This is a genomic window from Pseudomonas medicaginis (assembly GCF_965119365.1).
Lineage (GTDB): Bacteria > Pseudomonadota > Gammaproteobacteria > Pseudomonadales > Pseudomonadaceae > Aquipseudomonas.
On record NZ_OZ221631.1, the window covers coordinates 5,610,610 to 5,632,883 of the forward strand.

23 protein-coding genes are annotated in these 22,274 nt (G+C 61.1%); 19 read left to right on the forward strand and 4 right to left on the reverse strand.

Annotated features, from left to right (window positions below; translation table 11 throughout):
• Window positions 1-65 precede the first annotated feature (65 nt).
• Window positions 66-1,658, forward strand: coding sequence for a hypothetical protein (locus tag ACMTA2_RS24570; protein WP_413792146.1), 1,593 nt, complete (start codon window positions 66-68; stop codon window positions 1,656-1,658).
• A gap of 94 nt (window positions 1,659-1,752) precedes the next feature.
• Here ACMTA2_RS24570 and uraH read toward each other — a convergent pair whose 3' ends face one another.
• On the reverse strand, window positions 1,753-2,106 hold the full coding sequence (uraH, locus tag ACMTA2_RS24575) for a hydroxyisourate hydrolase (protein ID WP_122566981.1): 354 nt from the start codon (window positions 2,104-2,106) through the stop codon (window positions 1,753-1,755).
• A gap of 414 nt (window positions 2,107-2,520) precedes the next feature.
• Between uraH and puuE the strand changes: the two genes are divergently transcribed.
• The 6 genes from puuE to ACMTA2_RS24605 all read left to right on the forward strand — a co-directional run bounded on the left by puuE (window position 2,521) and on the right by ACMTA2_RS24605 (window position 8,301).
• Complete coding sequence (puuE, locus tag ACMTA2_RS24580) at window positions 2,521-3,462, forward strand: allantoinase PuuE (protein ID WP_413792147.1); 942 nt, start codon at window positions 2,521-2,523, stop codon at window positions 3,460-3,462.
• Window positions 3,459-3,974 carry a 2-oxo-4-hydroxy-4-carboxy-5-ureidoimidazoline decarboxylase gene (uraD, locus tag ACMTA2_RS24585; RefSeq protein ID WP_413792148.1) on the forward strand — a complete coding sequence of 172 codons (516 nt, stop codon included), beginning with the start codon at window positions 3,459-3,461 and terminating at the stop codon, window positions 3,972-3,974. Before puuE ends, uraD begins: the two co-directional genes overlap by 4 nt.
• 68 nt (window positions 3,975-4,042) lie before the next feature.
• Window positions 4,043-5,038 carry an allantoicase gene (gene alc / locus ACMTA2_RS24590; protein ID WP_413792149.1) on the forward strand — a complete coding sequence of 332 codons (996 nt, stop codon included), beginning with the start codon at window positions 4,043-4,045 and terminating at the stop codon, window positions 5,036-5,038.
• 121 nt (window positions 5,039-5,159) lie between these two features.
• Window positions 5,160-5,663: an ureidoglycolate lyase gene (locus ACMTA2_RS24595; protein ID WP_413792150.1), complete on the forward strand. Its 504-nt coding sequence runs from the start codon at window positions 5,160-5,162 to the stop codon at window positions 5,661-5,663.
• Window positions 5,664-5,714: 51 nt separating this feature from the next.
• On the forward strand, window positions 5,715-7,016 hold the full coding sequence (locus ACMTA2_RS24600; protein ID WP_413792151.1) for a urate hydroxylase PuuD: 1,302 nt from the start codon (window positions 5,715-5,717) through the stop codon (window positions 7,014-7,016).
• Window positions 7,017-7,515: 499 nt separating this feature from the next.
• A complete protein-coding gene (locus ACMTA2_RS24605) occupies window positions 7,516-8,301 on the forward strand; it encodes an outer membrane protein OmpK (protein WP_413792152.1) in 786 nt (261 codons plus the stop codon).
• 221 nt (window positions 8,302-8,522) lie between these two features.
• Here ACMTA2_RS24605 and ACMTA2_RS24610 read toward each other — a convergent pair whose 3' ends face one another.
• Together ACMTA2_RS24610 and ACMTA2_RS24615 are read right to left on the reverse strand one after the other, a co-directional pair.
• Window positions 8,523-9,677, reverse strand: a complete 1,155-nt coding sequence (locus ACMTA2_RS24610; protein ID WP_413792153.1) for a patatin-like phospholipase family protein — start codon at window positions 9,675-9,677, stop codon at window positions 8,523-8,525.
• Window positions 9,678-9,727: 50 nt separating this feature from the next.
• A complete protein-coding gene (locus ACMTA2_RS24615) occupies window positions 9,728-10,660 on the reverse strand; it encodes a lipid A biosynthesis lauroyl acyltransferase (protein ID WP_413792154.1) in 933 nt (310 codons plus the stop codon).
• A gap of 118 nt (window positions 10,661-10,778) precedes the next feature.
• Between ACMTA2_RS24615 and minC the strand changes: the two genes are divergently transcribed.
• The 7 genes from minC (at window position 10,779) to ACMTA2_RS24650 (ending at window position 16,480) form a co-directional block, all read left to right on the forward strand.
• Window positions 10,779-11,516, forward strand: coding sequence for a septum site-determining protein MinC (gene minC / locus ACMTA2_RS24620; RefSeq protein ID WP_413792155.1), 738 nt, complete (start codon window positions 10,779-10,781; stop codon window positions 11,514-11,516).
• Window positions 11,517-11,716: 200 nt separating this feature from the next.
• Complete coding sequence (gene minD / locus ACMTA2_RS24625) at window positions 11,717-12,529, forward strand: septum site-determining protein MinD (RefSeq protein ID WP_025214989.1); 813 nt, start codon at window positions 11,717-11,719, stop codon at window positions 12,527-12,529.
• Entirely contained in the window at window positions 12,529-12,783 is a 255-nt protein-coding gene (gene minE, locus ACMTA2_RS24630) for a cell division topological specificity factor MinE (protein ID WP_003179111.1), read from the forward strand. The genes minD and minE overlap by 1 nt, the downstream gene beginning before the upstream one ends.
• Window positions 12,784-12,886: 103 nt before the next feature.
• A complete protein-coding gene (locus ACMTA2_RS24635) occupies window positions 12,887-13,522 on the forward strand; it encodes an RluA family pseudouridine synthase (protein WP_018612476.1) in 636 nt (211 codons plus the stop codon).
• Between the two features lie 18 nt (window positions 13,523-13,540).
• Entirely contained in the window at window positions 13,541-14,644 is a 1,104-nt protein-coding gene (locus ACMTA2_RS24640) for a hypothetical protein (protein ID WP_413792156.1), read from the forward strand.
• 99 nt (window positions 14,645-14,743) lie between these two features.
• Window positions 14,744-16,033, forward strand: coding sequence for a M18 family aminopeptidase (locus tag ACMTA2_RS24645; protein ID WP_413792157.1), 1,290 nt, complete (start codon window positions 14,744-14,746; stop codon window positions 16,031-16,033).
• A gap of 264 nt (window positions 16,034-16,297) precedes the next feature.
• Window positions 16,298-16,480: a hypothetical protein gene (locus tag ACMTA2_RS24650; protein ID WP_413792158.1), complete on the forward strand. Its 183-nt coding sequence runs from the start codon at window positions 16,298-16,300 to the stop codon at window positions 16,478-16,480.
• 7 nt (window positions 16,481-16,487) lie between these two features.
• Here the strand turns inward: ACMTA2_RS24650 and ACMTA2_RS24655 are convergent, their stop codons facing one another.
• Window positions 16,488-17,234 (reverse strand): UTRA domain-containing protein, encoded by a 747-nt coding sequence (locus tag ACMTA2_RS24655; protein WP_413792159.1) that lies wholly within the window; start codon window positions 17,232-17,234, stop codon window positions 16,488-16,490.
• Window positions 17,235-17,583: 349 nt separating this feature from the next.
• Between ACMTA2_RS24655 and ACMTA2_RS24660 the strand changes: the two genes are divergently transcribed.
• The 5 genes from ACMTA2_RS24660 (at window position 17,584) to ACMTA2_RS24680 (ending at window position 22,259) form a co-directional block, all read left to right on the forward strand.
• Complete coding sequence (locus ACMTA2_RS24660) at window positions 17,584-18,651, forward strand: ABC transporter substrate-binding protein (protein WP_413792160.1); 1,068 nt, start codon at window positions 17,584-17,586, stop codon at window positions 18,649-18,651.
• A 186-nt stretch (window positions 18,652-18,837) separates the two neighbouring features.
• Window positions 18,838-19,644, forward strand: coding sequence for an alkaline phosphatase family protein (locus ACMTA2_RS24665; protein WP_413792161.1), 807 nt, complete (start codon window positions 18,838-18,840; stop codon window positions 19,642-19,644).
• 5 nt (window positions 19,645-19,649) lie between these two features.
• Window positions 19,650-20,486 (forward strand): ABC transporter permease, encoded by an 837-nt coding sequence (locus ACMTA2_RS24670; RefSeq protein ID WP_413795716.1) that lies wholly within the window; start codon window positions 19,650-19,652, stop codon window positions 20,484-20,486.
• Window positions 20,473-21,273: an ABC transporter permease gene (locus ACMTA2_RS24675; RefSeq protein WP_027911529.1), complete on the forward strand. Its 801-nt coding sequence runs from the start codon at window positions 20,473-20,475 to the stop codon at window positions 21,271-21,273. Before ACMTA2_RS24670 ends, ACMTA2_RS24675 begins: the two co-directional genes overlap by 14 nt.
• Window positions 21,270-22,259 carry an ABC transporter ATP-binding protein gene (locus tag ACMTA2_RS24680; protein ID WP_413792162.1) on the forward strand — a complete coding sequence of 330 codons (990 nt, stop codon included), beginning with the start codon at window positions 21,270-21,272 and terminating at the stop codon, window positions 22,257-22,259. Before ACMTA2_RS24675 ends, ACMTA2_RS24680 begins: the two co-directional genes overlap by 4 nt.
• Window positions 22,260-22,274 lie beyond the last annotated feature (15 nt).

Genomic DNA, 22,274 nt, shown 5'->3' on the forward strand with positions numbered 1-22,274 from the left:
ACGGCCTGTCAGCGCGACAGGCCGCAGGCTCGATCTTTTTTTCAGTCAAGGAGCAGACACATCCCATGAGTCCAAAACGACCCATCCGGCCCACGGTGCCAGGCCAATCCCCCGATGCACCCCACACCCATCGCGACGCGCAAGCAGAAGCATTGCCCAGGCATCCCATCAGGGGAGACGGGAGCGGCCCGACCTCCAGCTCGCCATCGGGAAGCGACACCCAGGCGCCCGATCCCCGGCAATCCCCTGTCCACCTCTCCGAGATCGATTCACCGGAGCCCATCGGCACGGTGTCCGTCGCCCTGTCGTTGGAACCCTATTACCTTTCGCCAGAACTGGTTCCCCTGCTATCGGAGCCCGACGCCACCTCAGGAATCCGGACATTCAGGACACGCACCTACGTCGAACTGGAAGACGGTGGGACGGTGCTGCTGGGCCGTGATGCCGAGGACCATTACAGTGCCCGGTCCAGCGCCGAACTGATCGCCTCCGGGCCACGCCTGGAACAAGTGCCAGGCAGCCTGCTGTGGCGGCGGGTGGCCGTTGCGATCGAAGCCCAGAGCAGTGACTCATCGCTGACCATCACCTTGCACAGCCTGTCGGACGATGATTCGTCGCCCGCGATTGCGCCCAAGCGTCCGCGCACGACACCACCTACGCAAAGCGAAGCCACCGCGCAAAACCCGCCGGCATTCAGGCCGGATTGGGCGTTCACGCCAACACTCGCGCTGCCCCAGTTCATCACTGCGAACGGTGTCCACTACAAGGTGATGAGCCGCATGGACGCACGAGAATTCCCGATCATCTACATTCAGCCGCCCACGCACCCAGCCTATGATTTCGACGTGCTGGAGGCCATTCTCAGGCACACGCCCGAGGAACAGCCCAGGGCCGTGATACGCATTCCGCCGGACAATCACTGGGAAATCGATGCCCGGCTGCCCTTCGACAAACCACTGACGGCTCACGTCAGGGACGTTTTTCCGGAGGTCACCACCGTCACCCTGGGAAACATCGCCAGGAAGCAATTCGAGCTGGCCAACAGCTCACCGTATGCCGACGCCGCGGGACTGACTGCCCTTCGGCAGATTTTCCACAGCTGGACGCACGCCACCCCTTCACCGCACCCGCAATGGAGCGATCCGTTGCTGATGCTGTCGATTCTTCCCACCACATCGGGCATCACCCATACGTCACGCACCATCGAGCTGCCCGCCCCGTCCTCGACGGGTGCCTTGAACCGGTTGGACTTCGACCCCATGCGGTTTCGGAGCCAATGGGATGACTTCCTCTCGACCTACTCGACCATGGACTTCAAGCGTTTCATGGCCGGCCTGCTGACCCGCAATGGTTACACAGTCATGGAGCCCAACAGCTTCAACAGTTTTCCGGCCCTGGTCTTTCGACGCACAGGCCATGACAACCTGTTTTTCATGAGCCTGCACCGCACCCGGATCCCAAAGCTGTCCATACCCATGCAAAACAACCCCAACACGACCGGCATGAACCTGGAAACCCAGGTCGGCGACGCCGCCGCGCAAGCCGTCAAGGACGCCCACGAGGCCAACAGGATCATCTGGCTCAAGGGCGGTTCGCAGATCCTGCCAGGCTTCGCCGACACCGTCTTCATCATTCGCGATGACAACGCCCGGCTGTAAACCCGCAGGCAAAAAAAAGCCCGCAGTGTGAGCGGGCGAAAACCAAAGAAGCGCCATGCGCAGTCGCTTCCAGGAGAGGCAGCTGCTTGGGGGATCAGCTGCCTCGATAGGTTGAATAGGCGTAGGGCGAAATCAGCAATGGCACGTGGTAGTGCTCCTGCTCGGCCGAAATACCGAAGCGCAGCACCACCACATCCAGGAATGCCGGATCGGGCAGTTGGACGCCACGGGCACGGTAGTAATCGCCGGCATGGAATTGCAATTGATAGACACCCGAACGGTAGTCATCCCCTTGCAGCAGCGGCGCGTCGCAGCGGCCGTCGCTGTTGGTCAGCGCACTGGCGACACAGTGCAGTTGCGAACCTTCCACGCGGTACAGCTCGATCTTGATCGAGCTGCCCGGGCAGCCGTGTGCGGCATCCAAAACGTGAGTAGTCAAACGTCCCATTGATTGTGCGCGCCTCGCTGCAGTGCAGTCCGGCCCGACGCCTCCTGAATCAGTTGAAAGACCGGCCGCACCGTTTCGGAGCACGAAACGCTACGGCGATGAAAGAATTAAGACACTTTAAAAGAAAATTGTACACAATAAAAAACAAATATTTACGCCCCTGGCTGCGCGACCGCACGCCAGCCCCACGTTCAAGTCAAACCTAATGAATACAAGATCCTCCCAACGATTCATTGACCAAGTGGGCAGGTTTCTTGCAGTGTAGACAACACAGGAGACACGGTGAAAAATGCAAAAAATCAGGCTTACAAATCGCGCACAAAGTTGTATACAATCAATCCATCGCCGTGACGCCAGCCTGACATTCATCACCAAGGCGCCACCTATATGGTTCGAACAAGAAGGAAAACTGCAGTGAGCGCTGACTACCCACGCGACCTGATCGGTTACGGCAGTAACCCTCCCCATCCCCATTGGCCGGGCAATGCCCGCGTCGCCCTGTCGTTCGTGCTCAATTACGAGGAAGGTGGCGAGCGCAACGTCCTGCATGGCGACAAGGAGTCCGAGGCGTTTCTCTCAGAGATGGTCGCGGCGCAACCGCTGCAGGGCGAGCGCAACATGAGCATGGAATCGCTGTACGAGTATGGCAGCCGTGCCGGCGTCTGGCGTGTCCTCAAGCTGTTCAAGACGTTCGATATCCCGCTGACCATCTTCGCCGTGGCCATGGCTGCCCAGCGTCACCCGGACGTGATTCGCGCCATGGTCGCCGCCGGTCACGAAATCTGCAGCCACGGCTATCGCTGGATCGACTACCAATACATGGATGAGGCCCAGGAGCGCGAGCACATGCTCGAAGCGATCCGCATCCTCACCGAAATCACTGGCGAGCGTCCGCTGGGCTGGTACACCGGCCGCACCGGCCCGAACACCCGGCGCCTGGTGATGGAGGAAGGCGGCTTCCTCTATGACAGCGACACCTACGACGACGACCTGCCCTACTGGGAACCGAATACCCCCCACGGCAAGCCGCACCTGGTGATCCCCTACACCCTGGACACCAACGACATGCGCTTCACCCAGGTGCAGGGTTTCAACAAGGGTGATGACTTCTTCCAATACCTCAAGGACGCTTTCGACGTGTTGTACGCAGAAGGCGCCGAGGCACCGAAGATGCTTTCCATTGGGCTGCACTGCCGGCTGATCGGCCGCCCCGCACGCCTGGCCTCCCTCAAGCGTTTCCTCGAATACGTCAAGGGCCATGAACACGTCTGGTTCAGCCGCCGTGTCGACATCGCCCGCCACTGGCAACAGACCCACCCGTATCAAGGGGCTTCGAAACCAGGAGCGTCGAAATGACCGCCTTCCAGACCCTCAAGCCCTCTACCTTGAGCCGTGAAGCCTTCGTCCGGGCCTTTGCCGATATCTATGAACATTCGCCATGGGTCGCCGAAAAGGCGTTTGACCTGGGCCAGGACCCTTCGATCGACGAGATCGAGACCTTGCACCAGCGCATGAGCGACATCCTGCTCCGCGCCGATCACGCCAGCCAGCTGGCGCTGATCAACGCTCACCCTGACCTGGCCGGCAAAGCCGCCGTCCAGGGCCAACTGACCGAAGCCAGCACGAACGAACAGGCCGGCGCCGGTATACACCAATGCACGGCCGAAGAGTTTCAACGCTTCACCGAGCTGAACGACGCCTACAAGGCCAAGTTCAAGTTTCCCTTCATCATGGCGGTAAAAGGCAGCAACCGGCATCAGATCCTCGCGGCGTTCGAAACGCGCATCCATCACTCGGTAGACACCGAATTCACATGCGCGCTAGCAGAGATCAACAAGATCGCGTTGTTCCGATTACTGACCCTTTAGCGAGCAGCCCTGCTACCCCAGGTCCTGCAAGCATCCCCAGCCAACCTATTTAAAGGCAGACAAGAAGAATGAAAGCTTACGCCGTACCTTTCGAGAAGTTCGTCAACCTGGCCGACGCCCGCCTGGGCACCCGGATCATCTCGGTCACCGATGACTGGTTCGCCGACGCCAACCGTCTGTTCCAGCCGACCCCTGCCGTGTGGAAGGAGGGCGTGTTCGATGACAATGGCAAGTGGATGGACGGCTGGGAGTCGCGGCGCAAGCGCTTCGAAGGTTACGACAGCGCGGTAATCCGCCTGGGTGTGGCAGGCTCGATCAAGGGCGTGGACATCGACACCTCATTCTTCACCGGCAACTACCCACCGTCGGCGTCCCTGGAAGCCTGCTTCCTGACCGAGGGCGAACCGGACGAAAACACCCAGTGGACAGAAGTGCTGTCGGCCGTCGAGCTGCAAGGCAACAGTCACCACTACCACGAAATCAGCAATGACCAGGCCTTCAGCCACCTGCGTTTCAACATCTACCCCGATGGTGGCGTAGCCCGGTTGCGGGTCTACGGCATTCCGTACCGCGACTGGTCGGCCGTGGGCGACAACGAACAGATCGACTTGGCCGCCGCCCTCAACGGTGGCCGCGCCCTGGCCTGTTCCGACGAGCACTTCGGCCGCATGAGCAACATCCTCAACCCGGGTCGCGGCGTGAACATGGGCGACGGCTGGGAAACCGCCCGTCGTCGTACCCCGGGCAATGACTGGGTCATCGTCGCCCTGGGCCATGCCGGCGAGGTCGAGCAAGTCATCGTCGACACGCTGCACTTCAAGGGCAACTACCCCGACAGCTGCTCGATCCAGGGCGCGTTCGTCAAGGGCGGCACCGACAGCCAGATCGAAACCCAGTCGCTGTTCTGGCGCGAACTGCTGCCGAGCCAGAAGCTGGAAATGCACGCCGAACACACCTTCGCCGAGCAGATCAAAGCCTTGGGGCCGATCACCCACATCCGCCTCAATGTGTTCCCGGATGGTGGTGTGAGTCGCCTGCGGGTACTTGGCAAGGTATCGAAATAAGGGTGAACCCAAATCGCGAGCAAGCTCGCTCCCACATTTGAAATGCATTCCCCTGTGGGAGCGAGCTTGCTCGCGATGGCGGCACAACAAACAACACAGAATTCAAGGTAAGAAGACCAGCATGCGCACACTCAAGATCGAACCCTTGACCAAAGAAGCCTTCGCCCCGTTCGGTGACGTGATCGAAACCGACGGCAGCGATCACTTCATGATCAACAACGGTTCGACCATGCGTTTCCATCGCCTGGCGACGGTGGAAACCGCCACGCCGGACGATCAGGCGATCATCAGCATTTTCCGCGCCGACGCGCTGGACATGCCATTGACCGTGCGCATGCTGGAGCGCCATCCGCTGGGCAGCCAGGCTTTCGTCCCGCTGCTCGGCAACCCCTTTCTGATCGTGGTCGCGCCACTTGGCGATGCACCTGTATCAGGCTTGGTCCGCGCCTTCGTCACCAACGGCAGGCAGGGCATCAATTACCATCGCGGCGTCTGGCACCACCCGGTGCTGACGATCGAAAAGCGGGATGACTTCCTGGTGGTTGATCGCAGTGGCACAGGCAATAACTGCGATGAGCATTTCTTCAAAGAGGATGAATGTTTGATCCTCGCCCCCCACCAATAAGAGAAGGTCCGATCACGCGAAAACAAGCGTGACGGGCGAGAGGTAAAGACTGTGGAAGCACATATGCTGGAATGGCTGAACCTGAGCGTTCGCTGGGTTCACATGATCACTGGCGTGGCCTGGATCGGCGCGTCGTTCTACTTCGTCTGGCTGGAAAACAACCTCAATCGCGTCAACCCCAGGAGCGGCCTGGCCGGCGACCTGTGGGCCATCCACGGTGGTGGCATCTACCACCTGGAAAAATACAAGCTCGCGCCACCGTCCATGCCGGACAACCTGCACTGGTTCAAGTGGGAAGCCTACTTCACCTGGATGTCGGGCATCGCCCTGCTGTGCGTAGTGTTCTACTGGAACCCGACCGTCTACCTGCTGGCCCCCGGCAGCAGCCTGAGTGGCCCCGAGGGCGTGGCCCTGGGCCTCGGCTCGTTGCTCGTCGGCTGGTTCGTCTATTCCTTCCTCTGCGACTCGGCCCTGGGCAAGCGCCCTGCCCTGCTCGGCCTGATCCTGTTCGTGCTGTTGATCGCCGCGGCCTACGGCTTCAGCAAGGTGTTCAGCGGTCGCGGTGCCTACCTGCATGTCGGGGCGGTCATCGGGACGATCATGGTCGGCAACGTGTTTCGCATCATCATGCCGGCACAACGTGCCTTGGTCGCGGCCATCGCCGAAAATCGCACCCCCGACCCGGCACTGCCGGCCAAGGGCTTGCTGCGTTCGCGCCACAACAACTACTTCACCCTGCCGGTGCTGTTCATCATGATCAGCAACCATTTCCCGAGCACCTACGGCAGCCAGTACAACTGGCTGATCCTGGCCGGTATCGCCGTGGCCGCGGTGTTGGTGCGGCATTACTTCAACACGCGCCATGACAGCAACCGGTTTGCCTGGACGCTACCCGTTGGCGCCCTGGCGATGATCTGCCTGGCTTATGTCACAGGTCCCAAGCCCATGCCCAGCGCACCGGAAGTGGCCAAGGCACCCGGCGTGATCGAGTACCAACCGTTGCCGGAAACGGCAGTGGGCGGTGGCACGAAACCGGCGACGCCTCCCGCCGCACCGGCCTCGGCGCCCACTCAGGCCGCCAACGCCCAGGGCCCGTCGTTCGAGAAAGTCCACAGCGTGATCCAGGAGCGCTGCTCGGTCTGCCACTCGGCCAAACCCACCAGCCCGTTGTTCAGCGCCGCGCCGGGCGGGGTGATGTTCGACACGCCGCAGCAGATCCAGCAACAAGCCGCGCGCATCCAGGCCCAGGCCGTGACCAGCCAGATCATGCCACTGGGCAACATCACCCAGATGACCCAGCAGGAGCGCGATCTGATCGGCGCCTGGATCAACCAGGGCGCACACACCAACTGAGCCACGTGCTCCACCCCGTTAAACGTCATACCGCTGACAGGTCGACCGGCACACCACCGGTCGCCCATCAGCGACTGCCTGCGCCTCAACAATAAAAACAAGAGGAATGCACCCGATGACCAGACCCTGCCATCACGCCCCGAATTCGCCGCGCATGCGCCGTTACAGGGCACTTGAGCCCGTCAAGGCAAGCCCGTATCCTGCGCGGCCGTTTGAAGCAAGCCGACAACCCGATCCCTTCCGATCCTGACCAGACCGCCAACTGACTGCGGCGCTGGCGGGCATATACGCGCCCCTGAAAACAGCTTTTCCAACTGTTCAAAACCGCAGGGCAAGCCATTTTCCGATTTTTTCCGGACTTGGCTCAGCGCTTGCTATCAGCATTCGCCACGCTCAAAAAGCTGACCGAACGGATGTTTTTTATCCATGGAAAAAGGCGCCACACCAGAGCGCTGACCTGAAAAAAAAGCGGTACCACTTACCTTTGGGAGCAAACCGAATGAAACGTACGTGCACCAGCCTGATACTCGCAGGATCCTTGCTGGCCGCAGGCCAGGCGATGGCCGACGATCTGTTCCAATGGCAGAACAACAGCCTGACCTACCTGTACGGCAAGGATTTCCAGGTCAACCCGCGTATCCAGCAGACCGTGACCTTCGAGCACGCCGACGCCTGGAAGTACGGGGACAACTTCTTCTTCCTCGACCGGATCTTCTATAACGGCCAGGACGACAGCCAGTCCGGCCCGAACACCTACTACGGTGAGTTCAGCCCGCGCCTGTCGTTCGGCAAGATCTTCGACCAGAAGCTGGAACTGGGCCCGATCAAGGATGTGCTGCTGGCCATGACGTATGAATTCGGGGAAGGCGACAACGAGTCGTACCTGATAGGCCCTGGTTTCGACCTGGCGATTCCCGGCTTCGACTACTTCCAGCTGAACTTCTACAACCGCCAGACCGAAGGCCCGCGCGCCGGCGACAACGTCTGGCAGATCACCCCGGCCTGGGCCTATACCCTTCCCGTGGGATCGTCCGACATCCTGATCGACGGCTTCATCGACTGGGTGGTGGACAACGACAGCAATTCCAAAGGCACCTACCACGCCAACCTGCACATCAACCCGCAGATCAAGTACGACCTGGGCAAGGCGTTGAAGCTCGGTGCCAAGCAATTGTATGTGGGCGTGGAGTATGACTACTGGAAGAACAAGTACGGGATCGAAGACAGCGACGGGTTCAAGACCAACCAGAGCAATACCAGCTTCTTGCTGAAGTACCATTTCTGACCTGACTGAGCCTCAGGTTTAGAGCTCACCACAAATCCCTTGTAGGAGCGGGCTTGCTCGCGAAAGCGGACCATCAGCCAACATCAATGTTGAATGTTCAGTCGCCTTCGCGAGCACGCTCGCTCCCACATTGGCTTCATGAAAGCCAGGATTTAGCGCCCGCCGCAAATTCCTTGTGGGAGCGAGCTTGCTCGCGATAGCGGTGGACCTGCTTGCATCAGTCAGGACAACCCCAAAAACCGACTCAACTCTTCACGCTGCGCCAGCGCATCCTGGCGTCCCAGTTCGATCAGTTCGCTGCAATACCCTGCCTCGAACAACAGGTAGCTCAGCACCCCCGCGCCGCTGGTCTTGGTCGCGCCCGGCCCGCGCAAGAATAGCCGCAACGCACGGGGCAATTCCTGGCGATGGCGGGCGGCAATTTCGTCGATCGGCTGGCTGGGTGAGATCACCAGCACGTCCACCGGTGCCGCGCCGAGGGCGTGGGCCGGGACGTCATCGGGCAGCAGGTGGCTGAACCCGTTCAGGCGTTCAAGCAATTCGATATCGCTTTCCAGGCTGTCGATGAACGTGCTGTTGAGCATATGGCCGCCAATCTGCGCCAGGGTCGGTTGCATGCCCGTGTAGCTGCGCTCGGAAGGGTCCTGCCCGCCACCACCGCGGGGGTTGCCACTGACACCGATCACCAGCACGCGATTGGCCCCCAGGTGCAAGGCCGGGCTGATGGGCGCCGATTGACGCACCGCGCCGTCGCCGAAGTATTGCGGACCGATCCTGACCGGCGCGAACAACAGCGGAATCGCCGAGCTGGCCAACAGATGCTCCACCGACAATTGCGTCGGCACACCGATACGCCGGTGACGCAGCCAGGCATGGATCGTCCCGCGTCCCTGGTAGAAGGTGACGGCCTGGCCGGATTCATAACCGAATGCCGTCACCGCCACCGCCCGCAATTGCTGCTCGGCAATGGCCTGTTCGATGCCCGAGGCGTGGAATTGGGCCCGGAGCAGTTCGCGCAACGGCGAACTGTCGACCAGCGCCACCGGCAACTTGGCCCCCAGGCCCAGCAGACTGTGGGTAATGAAACGCGTCGCCTGGGCGATCACGCCTCGCCAGTCGCTGCGCATGACCTGATGGCTGCGCACCGCTTGCCAGAACGCCGTCAGCCGCTCGATGGCGGTCTTGAAGTCCATCGCCCCGCTCGCCAGGCTGACCGCGTTGATCGCCCCGGCCGAGGTACCGACGATTACCGGAAACGGGTTACGCGCCCCGTCCGGCAGCAATTCAGCGATGGCCGCCAGTACGCCTACTTGATACGCCGCTCGAGCCCCGCCGCCGGAAAGAATCAAACCTGTAACCGGTTCAGCTGGGGTCATCGCAATGCTCCGTGCTCAAGGTGCTATTGAAAAAATGGCGGACTAGCGGTTCAGCCACGCTTGTCGTACAGCTTGGGCTCGCCCGGCGGACGGCTCTTGAAGCGCCGGTGGGCCCAGAGGTATTGCTCGGGACAATCGCGCAGCGACTGCTCGACCCATTGATTGATGCGGATGCAATCGGCTTCCTCGGTCGGCCCCGGAAAATCCGTCAGCGGGGCCTGGATCACCAGGCGATAACCGCTGCCGTCGGCCAGGCGTTCCTGGATGAAGGGCACCACCAGCGCCTTGCCCAGGCGGGCGAACTTGCTGGTGGCGGTGACCGTCGCGGCCTGGATGCCGAACAGCGGCACAAACACGCTCTGCTTGGCGCCGTAGTCCTGGTCCGGTGCATACCAGATCGCCCGCCCGGCCCGCAGCAGCTTGAGCATGCCGCGCACGTCGTCACGCTCCACCGCCAGGGAATCGAGGTTGTGCCGCTCGCGGCCTCGGCGCTGGATGTAGTCGAACAGCGGATTCTTGTGCTCGCGGTACATGCCATCGATGGTGTGCTGCTGGCCAAGCAAGGCCGCACCGATTTCCAGCGTGGTGAAATGCAGCGCCATCAGGATCACACCCTTACCCTCGCGCTGGGCCTGCTTGAGGTGCTCCAGCCCTTCGACGTGGGCCAGTTTCGCCAGCCGTGAGCGCGACCACCACCAGCTCATGGCCATTTCAAAAAAGGCGATGCCGGTGGAGGCAAAGTTTTCCTTGAGCAGGCGCTTGCGCTCGGCCGCGGTCTTTTCCGGAAAACACAGTTCCAGGTTGCGGCGGGCGATGCGCCGTCGGTCGCCAGCCACCCGGTACATCAGCGCCCCCAATACGCGACCGACCCGCAACAATAACGGATAAGGCAATTGAACGATCAGCCACAACAGCCCCAGGCCGCACCACAGCAGCCAGAAACGCGGATGAAAAAATGCAGCACGAAAACGCGGGCGATCCATTACAGCTTCCATTAAGACATGGGCCGCGCATTCTACATTGTTCGACCCGGGTTGCGGCTGGCGGACGATCTCGTTATAAGTCTCGGCACTTTTAGTGACAAGCCGTTGTACGCCGACCATGAGCCAAACCGAACCGCTAGACCAAGATCCCGTGTTCCAGCTGAAGGGCAGCATGCTCGCCATTACGGTGCTGGAACTGGCCCGCAACGACCTGGAGAGCCTTGACCGGCAACTGGCGGCGAAAGTCGCCCAAGCCCCGAACTTCTTCAGCAATGCCCCCCTGGTACTGGCCCTGGACAAGCTGCCGGCCGGCGAAGGCTCGGTGGACCTGCCGGGCCTGATGCGCGTTTGCCGCCAGCACGGTCTGCGCACCCTGGCGATCCGTGCCAGCCGCATCGAAGACATCGCCGCGGCCATCGCCGTGGACATTCCCGTGCTGCCGCCGTCCGGCGCCCGGGAACGCGTGCTGGAGCTGAGCCCGGTCGAAGCCAAGAAAGTCCCGGAAAAACCACCAGAACCCACTATCAAGCCGACGCGCGTCATCACCTCGCCTGTGCGTGGCGGGCAGCAGATTTATGCCCAGGGTGGCGATCTGGTCATCGTGTCCTCGGTCAGCCCGGGGGCGGAACTTCTGGCCGATGGCAACATCCATGTATACGGCCCGATGCGCGGCCGCGCGCTGGCCGGCGTCAAGGGCGATACCAAAGCCAGGATCTTCTGTCAGCAATTGAGCGCTGAACTGGTCTCCATCGCCGGGCAGTACAAGGTCTCCGAGGATTTGCGCCGCGATCCGTTGTGGGGGGCCGGCGTTCAGATCAGCCTGTCGGGCGACGTGTTGAACATCATTCGGCTTTAACGGATACTGCCGCATTTTCCAAGCATCTCTAAAACGAGCGAAAACGGCTTAAACGACGTAGGAAAAAGGATCAGGCAGTGTTTACCGGAGGTAGACCCCGCCCGACCGCCGATTCCAGCCAAGCCTGTCCAATTGCAGCGGTTTTCCAGAGATGTTTTTCAGGGGCTGAAAAAGTCCTTTTTCCTTAGGGGTGAAACACCTTGGCCAAGATTCTCGTGGTTACATCCGGCAAGGGTGGTGTGGGTAAGACCACCACCAGCGCCGCTATCGGTACCGGCCTCGCTTTGCGCGGCCACAAGACAGTCATCGTCGACTTCGACGTCGGCCTGCGTAACCTGGACCTGATCATGGGGTGCGAGCGCCGCGTGGTCTACGACTTCGTCAACGTGGTCAACGGCGAAGCGAACCTGCAGCAGGCCCTGATCAAGGACAAGCGCCTTGAGAACCTCTACGTGCTGGCCGCCAGCCAGACCCGCGACAAAGACGCGCTGACCCAGGAAGGCGTGGAAAAAGTCCTGATGCAACTCAAGGAAGACTTCGAGTTCGTGGTCTGCGACTCACCGGCCGGTATCGAGAAAGGTGCCCACTTGGCCATGTACTTCGCCGACGAAGCGATTGTCGTGACCAACCCGGAAGTCTCGTCGGTGCGTGACTCCGACCGCATGCTGGGCCTGCTGGCGAGCAAATCCCGTCGCGCCGAGCAGGGCGAAGAGCCGATCAAGGAACACTTGCTGCTGACCCGCTACAACCCGCAACGGGTCAGCGATGGCGAAATGCTCGGCGTCGAAGACGTCAAGGAAATCCTCGCCGTCACCCTGCTGGGTGTCATTCCGGAATCCCAAGCGGTACTCAAGGCTTCCAACTCCGGCGTGCCGGTAATTCTCGACGACCAGAGCGATGCCGGCCAGGCATACAGCGATGCCGTCGATCGCCTGCTGGGCAAAACCGTGGAGCATCGTTTCCTCGATGTAACGAAGAAAGGTTTCTTCGAGCGCCTGTTTGGAGGTAGGTAATGAACCTTTTTGACTTCTTTCGTGCCAACAAAAAGCCCAGTACCGCCTCGGTCGCGAAAGAGCGTCTACAGATCATCGTGGCGCACGAACGCGGCCAACGCAGCACCCCTGACTACCTGCCGGCCTTGCAGAAGGAACTGGTGGAAGTGATCCGCAAATACGTCAACATCGGTAGCGATGACGTGCATGTGGCACTGGAAAGCCAGGGCAGCTGCTCGATCCTGGAACTCAACATCACCCTGCCGGATCGCTGATCGCGCCGGCTGGAGCCACGGCGGCTCGGGCTCTTCTCCTCGCTCCCCTGGGGTTTGAGAAGGGGCCGAGCCGCCGTTGGCGTTTGTAACGAGACTGCTTTCAATGCCCCTGTCCAACATCCGCATCATTCATCAGGACGCTGCTGTCCTGGTGGTCGACAAGCCGACCCTGTTGCTCTCCGTGCCCGGCCGGGCCGACGACAACAAGGATTGCCTGATCACCCGCCTGCAGGAAAACGGCTATCCGGAAGCCCGAATAGTGCACCGACTGGACTGGGAAACCTCCGGCATCATCCTGCTGGCCCGTGACCCGGACACTCACCGCGAACTGTCCCGGCAATTTCATGACCGTGAAACCGAAAAAGCCTACACGGCGTTGTGCTGGGGCCAGCCGGAACTGGACAGCGGCAGCATCGACCTGCCCTTGCGCTACGACCCACCGACCAAACCCCGGCATGTGGTGGACCATGAACAGGGCAAACACGCCCTGACCTTCTGGCGCGTACTGGAACGTTGCGGCGACTGGTGCCGGGTCGAACTCACGCCGATTACCGGGCGCTCGCACCAATTGCGCGTGCACATGCTGTCCATCGGTCATCCGCTGCTGGGCGACGGACTCTACGCCCACCCGCAGGCCCTCGCCGCCTGGCCACGCCTGTGCCTGCACGCCAGCATGCTCAGCTTCACCCATCCGCAAAGCGGTGAGCGCCTGCGCTTCGAGTGCCCGGCACCGTTCTAGATCCGATATAGGCTCGGTATGCAGGTTATTGATTTCCAGGAAACACCCGTCGAAAAAGTCCGCCACCAATTGCTGTACCTGATCTACGGCGACAAGGACGTCTATCGCCACGAAGCCAAGTTCAGCATCCTGACTGCCCTGGCCCACGGCAATCCAGCCACCCTGCCCAGCATCAGGATCCTGACGGACCGACCTGAGGACTACTGCGGCTGGCCGGTCGAAGCCCTCGAATTGAGCCCGCAGTTGCTGGCCGAATGGCAAGGCCACAACGGTTACATTCACCGGCGCAAGGCCTGTGCCATCGAGGCCGGCCTGACGCTGGCGGAAAAGACCCTGTTCGTCGACACCGACACGCTATTCCTCGCCGACCCTGACCTGCTGTTCAAGCAAATCCAGCCAGGGCAATACCTGATGGACAGCTTCGAATACAACTGGGACTACGTCTGCAAGCGCGAGGACTACCTCAAGCTGGGCACACGCCTGCGCGCCCACGGCATCACCCCGGACAACAGCTTCAAGCTCTACAACAGCGGGCTGTGCGGCGTGACTGACAACGACACTGTGCTGCTGGGCCAGGCCGTCGGGCTGATCGATGAATGGACCGAAGGTGGCTTCGACATCCACACCATCGAACAGATCGCGATCTCGTTCACGCTACGCAACCAGACCATTAACGAAACCAACAAACACGTCTATCACTACTTCGCCGAGAAACGCTTCTTCCACACCATGTTGACGCACTTCTTTGCCCAACACGGCGAGGCGTTCAGTATGCAGTTGGTGGAGCGCTGCCATGACGTACCGCGTACCCGGCCTTTCCCCTCGGTCTGGCGGCGCCTGAAGATCAAATGGAAATTGCGCCACCAGCGCGGCGCCATGCGCAGGATCGGTCGCGACCTGCTGTATGGCAGCGCAGCACCGGAGCATCCCTACTACAACCTTTGCCGCCACCATTGGTGGGATTCGGCATCGCGGGAGATTCTTCGCCTGGACCCGGAGCGTCAGCAACAGCTGTTCGGCCAACTGGAGGAGTGGCCACAGCACCTGCCAGAACCGTCCAAGGCACCAGACAAGCCCCTGATCATGGCTCATTTGCGCAAGCGGATCGCTGTCTCGGACTGATCAATCGCGGGACCACAGAACAATCCGTGACGGGGGATTGGTCTGCAATGCAGGCGGTCGATGGGGTAAACTCCCGCCCATCGCTGTCTGGAGTGACTTATGCGCGCAGAGTTGAACCAAGGCCTGATCGACTTCCTCAAGGCCTCCCCTACCCCGTTCCATGCCACCGCCAGCCTGGCCAAGCGCCTGGAGGCGGCCGGCTACCAACGTCTTGACGAACGCGAGACCTGGGCCACCGAGGCCAACGGTCGCTATTACGTCACGCGCAACGACTCCTCGATCATCGCCTTCAAGCTCGGCCGCAACTCACCGTTGCACGATGGTATCCGCCTGGTCGGCGCCCACACCGACAGCCCTTGCCTGCGGGTCAAGCCGCAGCCGGAACTGCAACGCCACGGGTTCTGGCAACTGGGCGTGGAAGTCTATGGCGGCGCGTTGCTGGCGCCGTGGTTCGACCGCGACCTGTCCCTGGCCGGGCGCGTGACCTTCCGTCGCGATGGCAAGGTCGAAAGCCAGTTGATCGATTTCAAGGCGCCGATCGCCACGATTCCGAACCTGGCCATCCACCTCAACCGTGAAGCCAACCAGGGCTGGGCCATCAACCCGCAGAATGAACTGCCGCCGATCCTTGCCCAGTTCGCCGGGGACGAGCGGGTCGATTTCCGTGCCGTGCTCACCGATCAACTGGCCCGCGAACACGGCCTGAATGCCGACGTGGTGCTCGATTACGAGTTGAGCTTCTACGACACCCAAAGCGCAGCGATCATTGGCCTGCACGGCGATTTCATCGCCGGTGCGCGCCTGGACAACCTGCTGTCGTGCTACGCCGGCCTGCAAGCCTTGCTGAACGCTGATACCGAAGAAACCTGCGTGCTGGTGTGCAACGATCACGAAGAAGTCGGTTCGTGCTCGGCCTGTGGCGCCGACGGCCCGATGCTGGAGCAAACCCTGCGTCGCCTGCTGCCTGAAGGTGAAGAGTTCGTCCGCACCATTCAGAAATCCCTGCTGGTGTCGGCGGACAACGCCCACGGCGTGCATCCCAACTACGCCGACAAGCACGACGCCAACCACGGTCCCAAGCTCAACGCCGGGCCGGTGATCAAGGTCAACAGCAACCAACGCTACGCCACCAACAGCGAAACCGCCGGATTCTTCCGCCACCTGTGCATGGCTGAAGAAGTACCGGTACAGAGTTTCGTGGTGCGCAGCGACATGGGCTGCGGCTCGACCATCGGTCCGATCACCGCCAGCCAGTTGGGCGTACGCACCGTGGACATCGGGCTGCCGACCTTCGCCATGCACTCGATCCGCGAATTGTGCGGCAGCCATGACCTGGCGCACCTGGTGAAGGTGCTGAGCGCGTTCTACGCGTCTCGCGAATTGCCCTAACCGCCAAACCTACCTGGGCCAGATGCGTGCGGCCTCCTGTGGCGAGGGGATTTATCCCCGTTGGGCTGCGAAGCAGCCCCCACGTCCCTGCGGATAATCGCGGTGCTTGGTGGATTCTGGGGCTGCTTCGCAGCCCCGCGGGGATAAATCCCCTCACCACAACAGTGCCCACCGCAAATTCCGGGGAGGTTGTGATGCACATCAGTACACCCCGGCAAAACCCCAACTAGACTGACCCTATCCCTCCCCGACAAGGCCGTCGTCATGATCTCGATGTCTGCGTTCAATGCCATGCTGGTGCCCATCATCGCCGGCATGATCCTGCTGGCCATCGGTTTCAACTTCCGTGACAAGAACGTCGGGGTCTTCGCCATGTGGATCGGCATGTTGCTGATTCTCGCCACGGTGGTGATCAAGATCCTGAGCAAGCTCAACGAGACGCTCTGAGCCTGCCTCAGGCCGCCGGCAATGGTCCCGACACGGGTTGCTCCGGCACATCCACGCCGACATGGATCGCATCGTGTCGCCAGAACTCCAGGTCGCAGTCGATCAACCGCTGGTGCTGGTCATAGTTGACCCTCGCGATGCGCAGCCCTGGGCTGCCCACCGAAACCCTCAACGCCGCTGCCGCTTCCAGTTGCAAAGAGGTCGGCACGATTTCGAACTTCACCCGGCCGTAGTGCAGGTCGTAGTGGCGAGCATACAGTTCGGTGATGGACTGGTTGAGGTCGAACCCGAGGATGTCCGGAAAGTACTGCGGGTTCAGGTAATGCTCGACGTACAGCACCAGCCGCTCGTCGATACGGCGCACGCGGCAGATCTGGATCACGCTGGAGAGCGCCGGCAGTTGCAACCAGGCACACACGGCCGCCGAAGCCGGTTGCAGGCGCGCCGAGATCACTTGAGTAGAAGGCACACGCCCCTGGGCCGCAACCATGGCGTGGAAATGGCTGCGCTGCATCAGGTTGTAGGCCAGGCGCGGCGGCGAAACGAACCAGCCCCGGCGCTCCTCCCGATAGATCTGCCCCTGGGCTTCGAGCTGCAACAACGCCTCGCGTACGGTGATACGGGTGGTCCCGAACAATTCACTGAGCTTGCGCTCGGCCGGCAACTTGCTGCCTGGCGCCAGTAACCCGTGGTCGAGTTGCTCTTGCAGGACCTGTCCGATGGCTGTCACCGCTTTGGTTGCATCGATGCGCATCAACGTTACCTATCTGGACTAGACCAGCACTGTTTCGGGGCAGGATCGACGGCCCGTCGATCCGCTCATGGGTCCAGCAAGCCTAGGCACTGCACATGACTGGCAGATGACAGAGCCGCCGAACGGTCGTTTTGCAAGCGTGCAAATAAACGGCCAAGTCCTTGCAGATCAGCCGTTTAACCATGGTCTACGCTTAATTCGCAGCCAACCTTCACGAGCCTGGCATTTCGCACCGCCTGGGACACCGACATCAAAATGTCACAGGGCTCGCCTACATTGGCTCAGGTATTGCTGACCTAGACCAACACAACCGCAATCGCAGCGTTGAAAACGCCCATAGGAGCTTCGGATGAAACAGCTTTTCCTGGCATCACTGTTAGGCTCGACCATTGCCATGTGCACCGCCGCCATGGCCGCTGACACCGATCTGAAAACGTTGGAAGCCGCTGCGAAAGCGGAAGGCGCCGTGAACAGCGTCGGCATGCCCGATGACTGGGCAAACTGGAAAGGCACCTGGGACGACCTGGCCAAGGTCTACGGCCTGAAACACATCGACACCGACATGAGCTCGGCCCAGGAAATCGCCAAGTTCGCCGCCGAAAAAGACAACGCCAGCGCCGACATCGGCGACGTCGGGGCGGCCTTCGGTCCGATCGCGGTCAAGCAGGGCGTGGTCCAGCCCTACAAGCCAAGCACTTGGGAGCAGGTCCCCGCCTGGGCCAAGGACAAGGACGGCAACTGGGCATTGGCCTACACCGGCACCATCGCCTTCATCGTCAACAAGAAGCTGCTGCACGGCTCCGAAGTGCCGACCAAATGGGCGGACCTGAAGACCGGCAAATACAAGGTCTCCATCGGTGACGTGAGCACCGCCGCCCAGGCCGCCAACGGCGTGTTGGCCGCGGCCCTGGCTAATGGCGGCGACGAGAAGAACGTCCAGCCGGCGCTGCTGATGTTCGCCGAGATCGCCAAGCAAGGGCGCCTGTCCATGGCCAACCCGACCATCGCCACGATGGAGAAAGGTGAAGTCGAAGTCGGCGTGGTCTGGGATTTCAACGGCCTGAGCTACAAGGCCAAGATGGCCAACCCGGATGACTACGTCGTGCTGATTCCGTCCGACGGCTCGGTCATCTCCGGCTATACCACCATCATCAACAAATACGCCAAGCACCCGAACGCCGCCAAGCTGGCCCGTGAGTACATCTTCAGCGACGCCGGCCAGATCAACCTGGCCAAGGGCAACGCCCGTCCGATCCGTGCCGAGCACCTGAAACTGCCGGAAGAGGTCCAGGCCAAGCTGCTGCCGAACGAGCAGTACAAAGGCGTGACCCCGATCAAGGACGCGGATGCATGGGAGAAGACCTCCAAGGCATTACCGCAGAAGTGGCAGGAAGAAGTGATCATCAATATGCAGTGAGGCGGTAGTCAGCCCCGCTCGGATATCCAACGGAGATCCAATTGTGGGAGCGAGCTTGCTCGCGATAGCGGTGTATCAGCCAGCATTGATGTCGACTGACACGTCCTCATCGCGAGCAAGCTCGCTCCCACATTGGACCTGCGGTGAATCCGAGTTTTCTGGTGTCCATCCGGAGTTTTGGTATCCATGAAGCACAACGTCATCCTGGTGGTGCTCGACGGTCTCAACCACGAGGTCGCCCGGCACGCCATGGGGCATTTGCAGGCTTACGTCGGCGCAGGACGCGCGGCCCTCTACAAACTGGAATGTGAGTTGCCCGCCCTGTCCCGCCCGCTCTACGAATGCATCCTCACCGGCGTCGTGCCCATCGACAGCGGGATCGTGCACAACAATGTCTCGCGCCTGTCGAACCAGCGCAGCATCTTCCACTACGCCACCGAGGCCGGGCTGAGCACAGCGGCTGCGGCCTACCACTGGGTCAGCGAGCTCTACAACGCGTCACCCTTCGTCGCCGGTCGCGACCGTCACACCGACAACCCCGACCTGCCGATTCAATATGGGCATTTCTATTGGAATGACCACTATCCCGACTCCCATCTGTTCGCGGACGCCGAACACCTGCGCCAGCGCTACTTGCCGAACTTCCTGCTGGTGCATCCGATGAACATCGACGACGCCGGCCACAAGCACGGCCTCGACACCCCGCAATACCGCAACAGTGCCCGCTCGGCCGACATCAACCTGGCGGTCTACCTGCAAGCCTGGCTCGACGCCGGCTACCAGGTACTGGTGACGTCCGACCACGGCATGAACAACGACCGTTCCCACAATGGCCTGCTGGCCGAGGAACGGGAGGTGCCGCTGTTCGTCCTGGGTGACAGCTTCAGTTTCGATCCCGCTGCCACGCCGAGGCAGACCGAGTTGTGCGGCACCATTTGCCAATTGCTCGGCGTCGACCACGACAAACCCTATTGCCAGGAGTTACTCAAGTGAACGCCATGACGCGCGGCAAATGGCTGGCAGCGTTGTGCCTGGTGCCCTTCGCGATTTTCTTCATCGTGTTCCAGATCGCCCCGCTGCTCTGGGTGTTGATCAACAGCCTGGAATCGGAAGAGTTCGGCTGGGGCCTGGCCAACTTCAACAAGATCTTCAGTTCGAAATTCTACCTGCAAGCCATCCAGCACAGCCTGGAGATCAGCTTCTGGTCCAGTGTGTTCGGCATCGTCATCGCGGTGCTCGGCAGCTACTCCCTGCGCCGGGTGGATTCGCGGCTGCGCAACTTCGTCAATGCGTTTGCCAACATGACCAGCAACTTCGCCGGTGTGCCCCTGGCCTTCGCTTTCATCATTTTGCTGGGGTTCAACGGCAGCATCACGATCATGCTCAAGCAGGCGGGGATCATCGAGGATTTCAACCTGTACTCGAAAACCGGGCTGATCATTCTCTACACCTATTTCCAGATCCCCCTCGGCGTGCTGCTGCTCTACCCGGCCTTCGACGCCCTGCGCGAAGACTGGCGCGAATCCGCCGAGTTGCTCGGCGCCAACGGCTGGCAGTTCTGGCGGCACATCGGCTTGCCGGTGCTGACCCCGGCGCTGCTGGGCACCTTCGTGATCCTGCTGGCCAACGCCCTCGGCGCCTACGCCACGGTCTACGCGTTGACCACCGGCAACTTCAACGTCCTACCGATCCGCATCGCGGCCATGGTCTCCGGCGACATTTCCCTCGACCCGAACCTGGCCAGTGCCTTGGCCGTGATACTGGTGGCGTTGATGACCGTGGTGACCATCGTCCATCAGTTGCTGCTCAAGAGGAGCTACCATGTCTCGCGCTGAACCGGGCTCCGTCGGGCTCTATCATCGGGTGGTGGTCTACCTGCTGTTCGCCATCCTGCTGCTGCCCCTGGCCGGCACACTCGTCTACTCCATTGCCAGCAGTTGGTCGGCCACCGTGCTGCCCAGCGGCTTCACGTTCAAATGGTATGTGCAGTTGTGGAGCGATCCGCGCTTTCTCCACGCCTTCGGTCAATCGCTGCTGGTCTGCGTCGGTGCACTGGTGCTCTCGGTGGTGTTGATCCTGCCGTTGCTGTTCGTGGTGCACTACCACTTTCCCAAGCTCGATGCGCTGATGAACATCCTCATCCTGCTGCCCTTCGCGGTGCCGCCGGTGGTGTCGTCGGTGGGGTTGTTGCAACTCTACGGCTCCGGGCCGCTGGCGATGGTCGGTACGCCGTGGATCCTGATCGGCTGCTATTTCACCGTCGCCCTGCCGTTCATGTACCGGGCAATCACCAACAACCTGCAAGCCATCAATTTGCGCGACCTGATGGACGCCGCCCAGTTGCTCGGTGCAAGCACCTTCCAGGCCGCGTTCCTGGTGGTACTGCCGAACCTGCGCAAGGGTCTGATGGTGGCGTTGCTGCTGTCCTTCTCGTTCCTGTTCGGCGAATTCGTGTTCGCCAACATCCTCGTAGGCACTCGCTATGAAACCCTGCAGGTGTACCTGAACAACATGCGCAACAGCAGCGGCCACTTCACCAGTGCCCTGGTGATTTCCTATTTCTTCTTCGTACTGGTCCTGACCTGGGCGGCCAATATCTTGAACAAGGACAAAAGCCAATGAGCTACGTCAGCGTCCAACATTTGCAAAAAAGCTACGCCGGCACACCGGTGTTCAGCGACATCAACTGCGAGATCGGCAAGGGCGAGTTCGTCACCCTGCTCGGCCCTTCGGGGTGCGGCAAATCCACGCTGTTGCGCTGCATCGCCGGCCTGACTGCGGTGGATGCCGGAAAGATCATCCTCGATGGGCAAGACATCGTCCCGCTGAGCCCGCAGAAACGCGGCATCGGCATGGTTTTCCAAAGCTACGCCTTGTTTCCGAACATGACCGTGGAGCAAAACGTCGCCTTCGGCCTGCGCATGCAGAAGGTCGATACAGCGGACAGCCGCCAGCGCGTCCTGGAGATCCTGCGCCTGGTGGAGCTGCATGATTTTGCCGCCCGCTATCCCCATCAACTGTCCGGCGGCCAATGCCAGCGCGTCGCTCTGGCCCGCTCCCTGGTGACCCGGCCGCGCCTGTTGCTGTTGGACGAGCCGCTGTCGGCCTTGGATGCACGGATTCGCAAGCACTTGCGCGAGCAGATCCGACAGATCCAGCGTGAGTTGGGCCTGACTACGATCTTTGTCACACACGATCAGGAAGAAGCCCTGACCATGTCTGACCGGATTTTCCTGATGAACCAGGGAAAGATCGTACAAAGCGGCGATGCCGAAACCCTTTACACGGCGCCAGTCGATGTCTTTGCCGCCGGCTTCATTGGCAACTACAACCTGCTGGACGCCGACAGTGCGAGCAAATTGCTGCAGCGGCCGGTGAACGGTCGCATCGCCATCCGCCCGGAGGCCATCGAACTGAGCCGTAACGGCCAGGCCGATGCGCTGATCCGCAGCCACAGCCTGTTAGGCAACGTGATTCGCTACCGGGTCGAGGCCCGTGGCGTGGAATTGGTGGTCGATGTGCTCAACCGCTCGGCCGCCGACCTGCACCCCGATGGCGCACGATTGGCACTTTCCATCGATCCATCGGCGCTGTGTGAGGTAGCCTGATGGCTTTATCGATTT

What these genes read in the sequence shown, in the direction of transcription:
- ACMTA2_RS24670 (WP_413795716.1), top strand. Translation starts at nt 19,650, where the DNA reads ATGACGCGCGGCAAATGGCTGGCAGCGTTGTGCCTGGTGCCCTTCGCG.
- ACMTA2_RS24655 (WP_413792159.1), bottom strand. Translation starts at nt 17,234, where the DNA reads ATGCGCATCGATGCAACCAAAGCGGTGACAGCCATCGGACAGGTCCTG.
- ACMTA2_RS24595 (WP_413792150.1), top strand. Translation starts at nt 5,160, where the DNA reads ATGCGCACACTCAAGATCGAACCCTTGACCAAAGAAGCCTTCGCCCCG.
- ACMTA2_RS24660 (WP_413792160.1), top strand. Translation starts at nt 17,584, where the DNA reads ATGAAACAGCTTTTCCTGGCATCACTGTTAGGCTCGACCATTGCCATG.
- ACMTA2_RS24610 (WP_413792153.1), bottom strand. Translation starts at nt 9,677, where the DNA reads ATGACCCCAGCTGAACCGGTTACAGGTTTGATTCTTTCCGGCGGCGGG.
- alc (WP_413792149.1), top strand. Translation starts at nt 4,043, where the DNA reads ATGAAAGCTTACGCCGTACCTTTCGAGAAGTTCGTCAACCTGGCCGAC.
- ACMTA2_RS24640 (WP_413792156.1), top strand. Translation starts at nt 13,541, where the DNA reads ATGCAGGTTATTGATTTCCAGGAAACACCCGTCGAAAAAGTCCGCCAC.
- ACMTA2_RS24665 (WP_413792161.1), top strand. Translation starts at nt 18,838, where the DNA reads ATGAAGCACAACGTCATCCTGGTGGTGCTCGACGGTCTCAACCACGAG.
- ACMTA2_RS24680 (WP_413792162.1), top strand. Translation starts at nt 21,270, where the DNA reads ATGAGCTACGTCAGCGTCCAACATTTGCAAAAAAGCTACGCCGGCACA.
- ACMTA2_RS24615 (WP_413792154.1), bottom strand. Translation starts at nt 10,660, where the DNA reads ATGGATCGCCCGCGTTTTCGTGCTGCATTTTTTCATCCGCGTTTCTGG.
- ACMTA2_RS24635 (WP_018612476.1), top strand. Translation starts at nt 12,887, where the DNA reads ATGCCCCTGTCCAACATCCGCATCATTCATCAGGACGCTGCTGTCCTG.
- ACMTA2_RS24605 (WP_413792152.1), top strand. Translation starts at nt 7,516, where the DNA reads ATGAAACGTACGTGCACCAGCCTGATACTCGCAGGATCCTTGCTGGCC.
- uraH (WP_122566981.1), bottom strand. Translation starts at nt 2,106, where the DNA reads ATGGGACGTTTGACTACTCACGTTTTGGATGCCGCACACGGCTGCCCG.
- minE (WP_003179111.1), top strand. Translation starts at nt 12,529, where the DNA reads ATGAACCTTTTTGACTTCTTTCGTGCCAACAAAAAGCCCAGTACCGCC.
- ACMTA2_RS24570 (WP_413792146.1), top strand. Translation starts at nt 66, where the DNA reads ATGAGTCCAAAACGACCCATCCGGCCCACGGTGCCAGGCCAATCCCCC.
- ACMTA2_RS24675 (WP_027911529.1), top strand. Translation starts at nt 20,473, where the DNA reads ATGTCTCGCGCTGAACCGGGCTCCGTCGGGCTCTATCATCGGGTGGTG.
- ACMTA2_RS24645 (WP_413792157.1), top strand. Translation starts at nt 14,744, where the DNA reads ATGCGCGCAGAGTTGAACCAAGGCCTGATCGACTTCCTCAAGGCCTCC.
- uraD (WP_413792148.1), top strand. Translation starts at nt 3,459, where the DNA reads ATGACCGCCTTCCAGACCCTCAAGCCCTCTACCTTGAGCCGTGAAGCC.
- ACMTA2_RS24650 (WP_413792158.1), top strand. Translation starts at nt 16,298, where the DNA reads ATGATCTCGATGTCTGCGTTCAATGCCATGCTGGTGCCCATCATCGCC.
- minC (WP_413792155.1), top strand. Translation starts at nt 10,779, where the DNA reads ATGAGCCAAACCGAACCGCTAGACCAAGATCCCGTGTTCCAGCTGAAG.